Raw genomic sequence first — 12,511 nt, 5'->3', positions numbered from 1 at the left:
GGCCATAGGCTGTTCGCCTCGGCGGACGCGAATTGGCGGAATCGGTCGCAGACCTTGCAATTTCGGAAAAACCCGACTATATGGCTCTCAAATTCTTGATCGCTTGATGAAGAGTGGGCCGCAAGGACCCGCTCTTTTTTATTAGCGCGATCCCTAAAAAGCATGAAATTGCGAGGAGCGCACCGCTTGTCGGACATGACAAACGCAGGCAACGAAGTCGAGCCGCGGCTGATTACCGAAACAGGGCTCGACCAGCGTCTTGCCGATATCATCGAACCCGTGCTCGTCGGACTGGGCTTCCGGCTTATCCGCGTCCGGATGCTGAACCAGAACGGCGCGACGATGCAGGTCATGGCCGAACGCAACGACGGCACGATGACGGTTCAGGACTGCGAAGAAGTCTCGATGGCGATTTCTCCTGTCCTCGATGTGGAAGATCCGATTGATAAAGAGTATCATCTCGAAGTGTCTTCGCCCGGCATCGACCGTCCGATGGTGCGGAAATCCGATTTCGTCCGCTGGCAGGGCCACCTTGTGAAATGCGAAACGTCGATCCTGATCGACAATCGCAAGCGCTTCCGCGGCAAGATCGTCGAAGCAGGCGTAGATGGTTTCACGCTCGAGCGTGACCAGGTCGCTTACGGGGAAGAGCAGAAGGTCACCATTCCCTTCACGGCGCTCAGCGATGCGAAGCTCATTCTGACCGACGACCTGATCCGCGACGCGTTGCGCGCCGACAAGCTGGCGAAAGCTGAGGCCGCCAACCAGAACGACGCGGGCGACCAGGAATAACCGATCAACAGACCGCTCCAGGGACGGGAACCCTGGAGTAAAGACGGAGAAACAAGACAATGGCAGTCAGTGCGAACCGGCTCGAACTTCTGCAGATCGCAGATGCAGTGGCGCGCGAAAAGGTCATCGACCGCGAGATCGTGCTGGCCGCAATGGCCGACGCTATCCAGAAGGCGGCACGCTCCCGTTACGGCACCGAGTCCAACATCCGGGCCGACATCAATCCGAAGACCGGCGAGATCCGTCTGCAGCGCCTGCTCGAAGTCGTCGACAAGGCCGAGGATTATTCGACGCAGATCCCGCTGGAGCTTGCCCGTGACCGCAACCCGGACGCCGCACTCGGCGATTTCATCGCCGATCCGCTGCCGCCGATGGATTTCGGCCGCATCGCCGCACAGTCCGCCAAGCAGGTGATCGTGCAGAAGGTGCGTGAAGCCGAGCGCGACCGCCAGTTCGACGAATTCAAGGATCGCACCGGCGAAATCGTCAACGGCACCGTCAAGCGTGTCGAATACGGCAATGTCATCGTCGATCTCGGCCGTGGCGAAGGCATCATCCGCCGCGACGAGATGATCCCGCGCGAAAACGTCCGTTACGGCGATCGCGTCCGTGCCTATGTCTATGACGTCCGTCGCGAACAGCGCGGCCCGCAGATCTTCCTGTCGCGCACGCATCCGCAGTTCATGGTGAAACTGTTCACCATGGAAGTGCCGGAGATCTACGACGGCATCATCCAGGTGAAGTCGGTCGCCCGCGATCCCGGTTCGCGCGCCAAGATCGCCGTGATCTCGAACGACAGCTCGATCGATCCGGTCGGCGCCTGCGTCGGTATGCGCGGTTCGCGCGTCCAGGCCGTCGTCGGCGAGCTCCAAGGCGAAAAGATCGACATCATTCCGTGGAGCCAGGATCCGGCGACCTTCGTCGTCAACGCCCTGCAGCCGGCCGAAGTCGCCAAGGTCGTTCTCGACGAGGATGCCGAGCGCATCGAAGTGGTCGTTCCCGACGAGCAGCTGTCGCTTGCGATCGGCCGCCGCGGCCAGAACGTCCGCCTCGCCTCGCAGCTGACCGGCTGGGACATCGACATCATGACGGAAGCCGAGGAATCGGAACGCCGTCAGAAGGAATTCAACGAGCGCACCAACCTGTTCATGGATTCGCTCGACGTCGACGAAATGGTCGGCCAGGTTCTGGCCTCCGAAGGCTTTGCCGCGGTTGAAGAACTGGCTTATGTCGATCTCGACGAAATCTCCTCGATCGACGGTTTCGACGAAGAAACGGCACAGGAAATCCAGCAGCGCGCCCGCGAATTCCTCGAGCGTCTCGAAGCCGAGATGGACGAGAAGCGCAAGGCGCTCGGCGTTCAGGACGAGCTGCGCGAAATCGACGGCATGACCGCCCAGATGATGGTGGCGCTCGGCGAAGACGGCATCAAGACGATCGAAGACTTTGCCGGTTGCGCCGCCGACGATCTCGTCGGCTGGACGGAACGCAAGAACGGCGAAACGAAGAAGTTCGAAGGCTTGTTCTCGAAGTTCGACGTCTCGCGCGTCGAGGCCGAGCAGATGATCGTCCAGGCTCGCCTTTCGGCCGGCTGGATCACGCAAGAGGATCTGGCGAAGGAGGCCGAAGAAGAGGTCACCGACGCTGAAGCCGAACAAGAAGCATGATGACCGCGCATGAGCCGGACGCTCTCCCTGACGAGGACGACGATCTTGCAGGTTATGACGTGAACGGACGCATGTGCATCGTGACGCGCGAAAGCGGATCGCCGGAAGAGCTGATCCGCTTCGTAGCCGCTCCCGATGGAACAGTCGTCGCCGACCTGAAGCGCGAGCTTCCGGGACGCGGATGCTGGGTGAAGATCGACCGGTCGCTGGTCGACAGGGCGGTGGCGAAGAAACTCTTCGCCCGCGCGCTGAAAATGGATGTGAAGGCGGCGGACGATCTCGGCGCGAGCCTCGACCGGCTGCTCGCGGCGCAGTTGATGCAGATGATGAACATGGCGCGCAAAGCCGGCCAGTTCGTCAGCGGATCCTCGAAAGTGGATGCCGCTGTCAGAAGCGGAGCAGCCCTTGCGGTGTTCCATGCAACCGATGCCGCCGACGACGGCGTGCGGAAAATCGACCAGGCCCGCAAGGCCTGGCACCTCGGAATGGAGACCGAGGAGGAGATACCTTCCTTCCGTCTCTTCTCGGAGAGCGAAATGGAAGGCCTGATGGGCCAGAATGCTTTTATCCATGCCGCAGTGCTTGCAGGGCAGGCGGGTGAAGGTGTAGTGAAGCGCGCAAAGATGCTCGAACAGTACCGTATTGGCGGTCAGTCCCGGGCAGCGGGCGGCGCTGGCCGGCAAAAACAATGAGGCGGTCACCGGCATCGGCCGGTCCAATTCTCATTGATCGACAGTATTTGAACGACAGGGTCTGATCTAGTCATCGCTCCCTGTCCGAAGGAACGGGAACGAATGACCGATAGTAACGACGACAAGACAATCAGCGTGACGGGCAAAAAGACGCTTACCCTGAAACCATCGGGGATGAGTCAGGGCACCGTTCGCCAGGATATGGGTCGAGGTCGCACCAAGGCGGTCGTTGTCGAGACCCGCAAGCGGCGCCCGATGCGCCCGGAAGACGAAAAGCCGATCACACCTATCGCTCCGGCGGCCCCCGTGCGTGCAGCCGAACCGGCGCCCGCACCCGTGCAGGCGCGCCCGCAGCAGCCGGCACCGGCACCGCGGGTTCAGCCGAGCAACAGCCAGGCGAACCAGCGTCCGCAGCAGTCCCACCAGACGCCGCGGCAGAACGATCGTCCGCGCCCGGTGGTGCTGAACCATCTGTCGCCGGAAGAGATGGACGCCCGCCGCCGCGCGCTTGCCGACGCCCAGGCGCGTGACGCCCAGGATGCGATCCGCCGCGCCGAGGAAGAAAAGCGCCGGGCCGCCGAAGAGGTTATCCGCAAGGCTGCCGAAGCCGAAGAAGCTGCCCGCCGGGCCGCCGAAGAGGCCATCCGGCAGGCTGAGGCACCGGCCGCCGTTGCCGAACCGGCAGCCGCAGCTCCGGCTCCGGCCGAAGCACGCTCCGACGCGCAGCGTCCGCAGCAACCCGCTTCGTCGGCACCTGCCGCTCGCCGGCCCGATGCGGCCGGAGCACCTTCTGCTGCCCGTCCGGCAGCGGGCGCTGCTGCCCCCGGCGCCGCTCGCGGCCGTCGCGACGAAAAGGAAGACGACGATCGTGGCGGCGCAGCGCGCGGCGGTCCTGTCCGTGGCCGCGTCGTTCGCCCGGAACCGGCAAAGCCGGTCACGACCCGTCCGAAGACCGATGAAGAGCGCCGCCGCGGCAAGCTGACGATCTCCACTGCCAACGTCGACGGCGAAGACAATGCCCGCGGCCGTTCGCTCTCGGCGATGCGCCGCCGGCAGGAGAAATTCCGCCGCGGCCAGATGCAGGAAACCCGCGAGAAGATCTCGCGCGAGGTGATTCTGCCCGAGACCATCACCATTCAGGAACTGTCGCAGCGCATGTCCGAACGCGCCGTCGACGTTATCAAGTACCTGATGAAGGAAGGCCAGATGATGAAGCCGGGCGACGTCATCGACGCCGACCTTGCCGAACTCATCGCCGGCGAATTCGGCCATACGGTCAGGCGCGTGTCGGAATCCGACGTCGAACTCGGCATCTTCAACGTGTCCGACGAGGATGGCGAACTGGTTTCGCGCCCGCCTGTCGTCACCATCATGGGCCATGTCGACCACGGCAAGACCTCGCTGCTCGACGCCATCCGCCATGCCAACGTGGTCTCCGGCGAAGCCGGCGGCATCACCCAGCATATCGGCGCCTACCAGGTGGAGCAGAGCGGTCAGAAGATCACCTTCATCGACACGCCCGGCCACGCCGCCTTCACGGCAATGCGTGCCCGCGGTGCGCAGGCGACCGACATCGCGATCCTGGTGGTTGCGGCCGACGACAGCGTGATGCCGCAGACGATCGAATCGATCAACCACGCCAAGGCGGCCGGTGTTCCGATCATCGTTGCGATCAACAAGGTCGACAAGCACGAGGCCGATCCGCAGAAGGTCCGCAACCAGCTGCTGCAGCACGAAGTCTTCGTGGAATCCATGGGCGGTGAAGTGCTCGACGTCGAAGTTTCGGCCAAGACCGGCAAGAACCTCGACAAGCTGCTCGAGGCGATCCTGCTGCAGGCGGAAATTCTCGATCTCAAGGCCAATCCGAACCGCACCGCGGAAGGCACCGTCATCGAAGCCCAACTCGACCGCGGCCGCGGTTCGGTCGCGACCGTGCTCGTCCAGAAGGGTACGCTGCGTCCGGGCCAGATCATCGTCGCCGGCGACGTCTGGGGCCGCGTGCGTGCGCTGGTCACCGACAAGGGCGACCATGTGAAGGAAGCGGGCCCGGCAACCCCGGTCGAGGTTCTCGGTCTCTCCGGCACGCCGCAGGCGGGCGACAAGTTCGCCGTCGTCGAAAGCGAAAGCCGCGCCCGCGAAATCTCGGAATATCGTCAGCGTCTTGCCCGCGACAAGGCGGCTGCCCGCCAGTCGGGACAGCGCGGCTCGCTGGAACAGATGATGATGCAGCGCCAGAGCGCCGGCATCAAGGAGTTCCCGCTTGTCATCAAGGGTGACGTGCAGGGTTCGATCGAAGCGATTGCCGGCGCACTGGAAAAGCTCGGCACCGACGAAGTCCGCGCCCGCATCGTCCATTCGGGCGCCGGCGGCATCACCGAGTCGGATATCTCGCTCGCCGAAGCTTCGAACGCCGCCATCATTGGCTTCAACGTTCGTGCAAATACCCAGGCACGCCAGTTCGCCGAGCGCGAAGGCATCGAAATCCGCTACTACAACATCATCTACGACCTGGTGGATGACGTGAAGGCAGCGATGTCGGGCCTGCTGTCTCCCGAACGGCGCGAGACCTTCATCGGCAATGCCGAAATCCTCGAGGTGTTCAACATCACCAAGGTCGGCAAGGTCGCAGGCTGCCGTGTCGTCGAAGGCAAGGTCGAACGTGGTGCGGGCGTCCGCCTCATCCGCAACGATGTCGTCGTTCACGAAGGCAAGCTCAAGACCCTCAAGCGCTTCAAGGACGAAGTCTCCGAAGTGCCGATGGGCCAGGAATGCGGCATGGCCTTCGAAAACTACGAGGATATGCGCGCCGGCGACGTCATCGAGTGCTTCCGCGTCGAGCATATCACGCGCACGCTCTAAACCGCTGCGCACGCTATCAGCTTTCCGAAAGCCATTCGCCAGCCGGCGGATGGCTTTCGGGCATCAGCCGCCTTGACCTTTTCGGCCAAAAGAGTCATGGACGCTCTCCTTTGACGGGTTCGATTCCCAGCCGCATCGGCAAATAGAGATAACAATGACCAGAGCAACTTCTTCCGCGCCTTCGCAGCGCATGCTGCGCGTTGGCGAACAGGTTCGCGCCGCAATCACCCAGGTGCTGCAGCGGGGCGAAGTGCGCGACGACGTGATCGAAGCGACCGTGATCTCGATCTCGGAAGTGCGCATGTCGCCCGACCTCAAGATCGCCACGGCTTACGTGACGCCGCTCGGCGTTTCCGACCACAGCATCGTCATCGGGGCCTTGAACCGTCATGCGAAATTTATCCGCGGCCGGCTCGGGCAGCAGCTTCGGCAGATGAAATACATGCCGGAGGTGCGCTTCCGCGACGATACCAGCTTCGACAACTACAAGAAGATCGACGAGCTCTTGCGCTCGCCCGAGGTGCGCCGCGACCTCGACGGCGATAATGACGAACAATAAACAGAAGAGACTGATGTCCAAACCACGCAAACCCAAAGGCCGGCCGATTTCCGGCTGGCTGATCCTCGACAAGCCGGTGGATTTCGGCTCGACGGAAGCCGTTTCCAAGATCAAGTGGCTCTACAAGGCGCAGAAGGCCGGTCATGCCGGCACGCTCGATCCGCTCGCCTCCGGCATGCTGCCGATCGCGCTCGGCGATGCGACGAAGACCGTTCCCTATGTGATGGACGGCCGCAAGGTCTATGAATTCACGGTCAGCTGGGGCGAGGAACGCGCGACGGACGATCTCGAGGGCGAAGTGACCGAAAGCTCGGACAAGCGCCCCAGCGAACAGCAGATCCGTGATATCCTGCCTGGATATATCGGCACCATCAGCCAGGTGCCGCCGCAATTTTCGGCGATCAAAATATCGGGTGAACGCGCCTATGATCTGGCGCGCGAAGGCGAGGTCGTCGAGATCCCCTCGCGCGAGGTCGATATCTTCCGCCTGACATTGCTTGCCTGCCCGGATGCCAATACCGCGCATTTCGAAGTGGAATGCGGCAAGGGAACCTATGTCAGGGCACTCGCGCGCGATTTCGGCCGTGAGCTCGGCTGCTACGGCCATGTGTCCGGGCTACGGCGCACCTTCGTCGCGCCTTTCGCGGAAGAGGCCATGGTGCCGCTCGCCAATCTCGTGGCGCTGGAGGCGATCGAAGATATGGACGAGCGGCTGGCAGCCCTCGATGCGCTGCTGATCGACACCTGCGAGGCGCTATCGGCCCTGCCCCATCTCGTCATCAACGACGACCAGGCGCACCGGCTGAAGATGGGCAACCCGATCCTTGTGCGCGGCCGCGATGCGCCGGTTGCCGAAAGCGAAGCCTATGCGACGGCCCGCGGCAGGCTGATTGCGATCGGCGAGATCGGCCAGGGCGAGTTTCGCCCCAAGCGCGTTTTCGGCTGAAGTATTTGTTCGTGACGGCGATTGTCAGCCGGCAGTGATGCGATATCTTCCTTTCGGGCGATTGCCACCTGAGGGGAAGAATATGCGCGTAAACGCTGTCGCGATACTGACGCTCTTTTCACTGTTCCTGACCGTTGCCGGCGCTCAATCCGCCGAGCGCTGGGCCGAGCTTCCGGCCTTTCCTTCGATGCCGGCGGCCAAGACAAGCGGCATGGCCGATGTGAACGACATCAAAATGTATTACGCCGAATATGGTGAAGGCGAGCCGATCCTTTTCATTCACGGCGGACTTGGAAATGCCGAGGTCTGGGGCAACCAGGTCGCCGATTTCGCGAGGGATCACCTGGTCATCGTTGCCGACAGCCGCGGCCATGGGCGGTCGACGCGCAGCCAGAAGCCCTTCGGCTACGACCTGATGACATCGGATTATGTCGCACTTCTCGACTATCTGAAGATCGACAAGGTGACGCTTGTGGGGTGGTCGGACGGCGGCATCATCGGCATCGAAATGGCGATGAAACATCCGGAAAAATTGACCCGGGTCATTGCCCAGGCCGCGAATGTCACCACGGACGGCGTCAAGCCCGACGTCATGGACAACACGACCTTCAACAACTACATCAACGTCGCCGGCGAGCAGTACCGGAAGCTTTCGCCGACGCCGAACGAGTACGACGCCTTCGTCAAGCAGATCTCCGAAATGTGGGCGACCCAGCCGGCCTGGACGGCCGCCGATCTTGCCAAGATCTCGGTGCCGGTCACGCTTGCCATCGGCGATCACGATGAAGCCGTCAAGCTCGACCATACGGAAATGATGGCAAAGCAGATTCCGGGCGCCAAACTCGTGATCCTGAAAGATGTGAGCCACTTCGCCATGCTGCAGGATCCTTCAGCCTATGACGGGATGATCCGGGGTGCCATGGCGGGTCGCTGAAGCCGCCGGGGACGACCCCTCTTTCCATCGATCCATATTTGGTTTATAGGCAGCGCCAGCATCGGGTACGCCCGTTTGCATTCACGGCCAAAGCTGGACGGCATCCCGGCTTTTGGCGACTTTTATCTCCTCTCTTAGAAAGGATCACCCGATGTCGATTACTGCTGAGCGCAAGGCTGCGCTGATCAAGGAATACGCAACCGCCGAAGGCGACACCGGTTCTCCTGAGGTTCAGGTCGCGATCCTGACCGAACGCATCAACAACCTGACCGAACACTTCAAGGACCACAAGAAGGATAATCATTCCCGCCGTGGCCTGCTGACGATGGTTTCGAGCCGCCGCTCGCTTCTTGATTATCTCAAGAAGAAGGATGAAGGCCGTTATTCCAAGCTGATCTCCAGCCTGGGTATCCGCCGCTAAGATTGTCCGGCGGGCGCTTTCCGAGCGCCCGCCGGATCCTGTTTCGGGACACGGTTCCCGATGAAATGTTCCAGCCGCGCCCTATTTTCCAAGCGGTGGAAAGATCGGCAGACCCGGATGGGCCGGTTCTGCCAAACCAACCGTTGACCTGTCATGGGGCAGGATTGCCGGATGCTTTCGGCCAAGGCTTGTCAGAGCTTTGGCCCAGTTTCCCGGGAACTGGGTTTCCTGGGGAAGCTGAGATAAAAGCCTCTCGTTGTCTTGCCCGTGATACGTCACATTGCTTGCGGTCGACTGTGCGCTGCGCCTTGATATCGGCGATGGCGCGTGCTCCCGCACTGAAGGACAAGTCATGTTTGATACACACACAGTCGAAATCGAGTGGGCCGGCCGCCCGCTGAAGCTCGAAACCGGCAAGATCGCCCGCCAGGCCGACGGCGCCGTTCTCGCCACCTACGGCGAAACCGTCGTTCTCGCCACCGTCGTTTCGGCCAAGGCGCCGAAGCCCGGCCAGGACTTCTTCCCGCTCACCGTCAACTACCAGGAAAAGACCTACGCAGCCGGCAAGATCCCCGGCGGCTATTTCAAGCGCGAGGGACGTCCGAGCGAGAACGAGACCCTCGTTTCCCGCCTGATCGACCGCCCGATCCGCCCGCTTTTCCCGGAAGGCTACAAGAACGACACGCAGGTCGTCGTTACCGTCATCCAGCACGACCTTGAAAACAACCCCGACATCCTGTCGATGGTTGCCACCTCGGCAGCGCTGACGCTCTCCGGCGTTCCCTTCATGGGCCCGGTCGGCGGTGCGCGCGTCGGCTACATCAACGGCGAATACGTTCTCAATCCGCATCTCGACGAGATGGACGAATCGAGCCTCGACCTCGTCGTCGCCGGCACCTACGACGCCGTGCTGATGGTTGAATCCGAAGCCAAGGAACTCAACGAAGAAGTCATGCTCGGCGCCGTCATGTTCGGCCACAAGGGCTTCCAGCCGGTTCTCGATGCGATCATCAAGCTCGCCGAAGTTGCCGCCAAGGAGCCGCGCGACTTCCAGCCGGAAGACTATTCCGCTCTCGAAACCGAGATGCTCGGCCTTGCCGAAGGTGAGCTTCGTCAGGCCTACAAGATCACCCAGAAGGCCGACCGCTACGCCGCCGTCGACGCCGTCAAGGCCAAGGTGAAGGCACACTTCCTGCCCGAGGAAGGCGAAGCCAAGTACACGGCTGAGGAAGTCGGCGCGATCTTCAAGCATCTGCAGGCGAAAATCGTCCGCTGGAACATCCTCGACACCAAGAGCCGCATCGACGGCCGCGACCTCGAAACCGTTCGTCCGATCGTTTCGGAAGTCGGCCTCCTGCCGCGCACCCATGGTTCGGCGCTGTTCACCCGCGGTGAAACGCAGGCGATCGTGGTTGCCACGCTCGGCACCGGCGAAGACGAGCAGTATGTCGACAGCCTGACGGGCATGTACAAGGAGCGCTTCCTGCTCCATTACAACTTCCCTCCCTACTCGGTTGGCGAGACCGGCCGCATGGGCTCCCCGGGCCGCCGTGAAATCGGCCACGGCAAGCTTGCATGGCGGGCAATCCGTCCGATGCTGCCGACGCCTGAGCAGTTCCCCTACACGCTGCGCGTCGTCTCCGAAATTACCGAGTCGAACGGCTCGTCCTCGATGGCGACCGTCTGCGGTACGTCGCTTGCTCTGATGGATGCCGGCGTTCCGCTGGCAAAGCCGGTTGCCGGTATCGCCATGGGCCTGATCCTGGAAGGCGATCGTTTCGCCGTCCTCTCCGACATTCTCGGTGACGAAGATCACCTCGGCGACATGGACTTCAAGGTTGCAGGTACTGCCGACGGCATCACCTCGCTGCAGATGGACATCAAGATCGCCGGCATCACCGAAGAGATCATGAAGGTCGCTCTCGGCCAGGCCCAGGGCGGTCGCGCCCACATTCTCGGCGAAATGGCCAAGGCCATCACCGAAAGCCGCGGCCAGCTCGGCGAATTCGCTCCGCGCATCGAAGTCATGAACATCCCGGTCGACAAGATCCGCGAAGTCATCGGCTCCGGCGGTAAGGTCATCCGCGAAATCGTCGAAAAGACCGGCGCGAAGATCAACATCGAGGACGACGGCACCGTCAAGATCGCCTCCTCCTCCGGCAAGGAAATCGAAGCGGCCCGCAAGTGGATCCACTCGATCGTCGCCGAGCCTGAAATCGGCCAGATCTACGAAGGCACGGTTGTCAAGACCGCCGACTTCGGCGCCTTCGTCAACTTCTTCGGCGCCCGCGACGGCCTCGTCCACATCTCGCAGCTCGCTTCCGAGCGTGTTGCCAAGACCCAGGACGTCGTCAAGGAAGGCGACAAGGTCTGGGTCAAGCTGCTCGGCTTCGACGAACGCGGCAAGGTTCGCCTGTCGATGAAGGTCGTCGACCAGGCCACCGGCCAGGAGATCCCGAACGAGAAGAAGAAGGAAGAAGCGGCCGAATAAGCCGCGTCTCCCAGATAGAAATCCGGGCGCGGGAATCTTCCGCGCCCTTTTTGTATCCCGGTTTTGCGCATGTCGTGGCCGCAAAACCGCTCACACATTTTTGCGCGACCTGCTTTTAACGAGACGAGACCCATGAGCCGCGAGACGCTGAAGACCCTGTTCCATCCCTTTGCCAGCGGCACAGTCCAGGCGCCCGGCGAGGGCGAGCGTGTGCTCTTCCTCGGCGCCGAGGCGGGCTTTGCGCTGCCCGACGATTTCGCCGCCTCGCTCAGCGCCGTCCAGGGCTTCCGGCCGCTCTACCGGCAGCTGCTGGCCCAGCGGATCGACGCCAAACCCGAGATCGACGGCGAGGACTACGATGCCGCCCTGGTGCTCTGCACCAAGCACAAGGGCGAGAACGAGGCCAATCTCGCCGCGGCCATCGCCCGCACGCGGATGGGCGGCCTGATCGTCGTTGCCGGCGCCAAGGAAGACGGCATTCAGCCGCTGCGCAAACGCCTGGAAGGCTTCGGCCTCGCCATCGACCATATGCCGAAATATCACGGCGTCGCCTTCTGGTTCGGCCGCCCTGCCGATGCCGGCGAGATCGTCTCCAAGCTGGCAAAGGCGCCGGTGCGCGTCGACGGCCGTTTCAATGCCACTGCCGGCATGTTCTCGCATGACCGGATCGATGCCGGGTCGGAACTGCTCGCCTCGCGCCTGCCGCAGGATTTTACCGGCGACGTGGCGGATTTCGGCGCCGGATGGGGTTATCTCTCCGTCGAGCTGGCACAGAGATCGCGCGGACTGACCCGTCTCGACCTCTACGAGGCCGACCACGCGGCTCTTGAGGCTGCGAAGGATAATCTGGCGGAAAACTGCCCGAACGCGCCTGCGCGCTTCTTCTGGCACGATCTGGCAGGCGAGCCGGTCAAGGACAAATACGATCTCGTCATCATGAACCCGCCTTTCCATGAAGGACACGCCGCCGAGCCGGCGCTCGGCCAGACGCTGATCAAGACCGCCGCATCCGCTCTTCGCGGCGGCGGCCGACTGATGCTGGTCGCCAATCGCGGCCTGCCCTACGAGCCGGTTCTGTCGGCGAATTTCAAGGAAAGCGGCGAAACCTGCCGGAATGCCCGCTTCAAGGTACTGTGGGCGAAGAAGTAAG

10 protein-coding genes are annotated in these 12,511 nt (G+C 62.4%); all 10 read left to right on the top strand.

Annotated features, from left to right (window positions below; all coding sequences use genetic code 11):
* Positions 1 to 186 precede the first annotated feature (186 nt).
* The 10 genes from rimP to RHEC894_RS00650 all read left to right on the top strand — a co-directional run bounded on the left by rimP (position 187) and on the right by RHEC894_RS00650 (position 12,510).
* Positions 187 to 792 carry a ribosome maturation factor RimP gene (gene rimP / locus RHEC894_RS00695; protein WP_085735529.1) on the top strand — a complete coding sequence of 202 codons (606 nt, stop codon included), beginning with the start codon at positions 187 to 189 and terminating at the stop codon, positions 790 to 792.
* A 59-nt stretch (positions 793 to 851) separates the two neighbouring features.
* Positions 852 to 2,459: a transcription termination factor NusA gene (gene nusA, locus RHEC894_RS00690; protein WP_085735528.1), complete on the top strand. Its 1,608-nt coding sequence runs from the start codon at positions 852 to 854 to the stop codon at positions 2,457 to 2,459.
* Positions 2,456 to 3,151, top strand: a complete 696-nt coding sequence (locus tag RHEC894_RS00685; RefSeq protein WP_206427888.1) for an RNA-binding protein — start codon at positions 2,456 to 2,458, stop codon at positions 3,149 to 3,151. The genes nusA and RHEC894_RS00685 overlap by 4 nt, the downstream gene beginning before the upstream one ends.
* Positions 3,152 to 3,253: 102 nt before the next feature.
* A complete protein-coding gene (gene infB / locus RHEC894_RS00680) occupies positions 3,254 to 6,010 on the top strand; it encodes a translation initiation factor IF-2 (RefSeq protein ID WP_085735526.1) in 2,757 nt (918 codons plus the stop codon).
* 154 nt (positions 6,011 to 6,164) lie between these two features.
* Positions 6,165 to 6,569 carry a 30S ribosome-binding factor RbfA gene (rbfA, locus tag RHEC894_RS00675; RefSeq protein ID WP_010068765.1) on the top strand — a complete coding sequence of 135 codons (405 nt, stop codon included), beginning with the start codon at positions 6,165 to 6,167 and terminating at the stop codon, positions 6,567 to 6,569.
* A 13-nt stretch (positions 6,570 to 6,582) separates the two neighbouring features.
* Entirely contained in the window at positions 6,583 to 7,515 is a 933-nt protein-coding gene (gene truB, locus RHEC894_RS00670) for a tRNA pseudouridine(55) synthase TruB (protein WP_085738805.1), read from the top strand.
* Positions 7,516 to 7,597: 82 nt separating this feature from the next.
* Positions 7,598 to 8,449, top strand: a complete 852-nt coding sequence (locus RHEC894_RS00665) for an alpha/beta hydrolase (protein ID WP_085735524.1) — start codon at positions 7,598 to 7,600, stop codon at positions 8,447 to 8,449.
* A 151-nt stretch (positions 8,450 to 8,600) separates the two neighbouring features.
* Positions 8,601 to 8,870, top strand: a complete 270-nt coding sequence (gene rpsO, locus RHEC894_RS00660) for a 30S ribosomal protein S15 (RefSeq protein ID WP_029531690.1) — start codon at positions 8,601 to 8,603, stop codon at positions 8,868 to 8,870.
* Between the two features lie 352 nt (positions 8,871 to 9,222).
* The gene (gene pnp / locus RHEC894_RS00655; protein WP_085735522.1) at positions 9,223 to 11,361 is read left to right on the top strand and encodes a polyribonucleotide nucleotidyltransferase; all 2,139 of its coding nucleotides are present in this window, start codon (positions 9,223 to 9,225) and stop codon (positions 11,359 to 11,361) included.
* Between the two features lie 132 nt (positions 11,362 to 11,493).
* Complete coding sequence (locus RHEC894_RS00650) at positions 11,494 to 12,510, top strand: class I SAM-dependent methyltransferase (RefSeq protein ID WP_085735520.1); 1,017 nt, start codon at positions 11,494 to 11,496, stop codon at positions 12,508 to 12,510.
* The last annotated feature ends 1 nt before the right edge of the window (position 12,511 follow it).

It is taken from the genome of Rhizobium sp. CIAT894, from assembly GCF_000172795.2.
GTDB lineage: Bacteria > Pseudomonadota > Alphaproteobacteria > Rhizobiales > Rhizobiaceae > Rhizobium.
The sequence above is the reverse complement of the archived record's forward strand: the minus strand, read 5'-3'. Positions and strand labels throughout refer to the sequence as shown.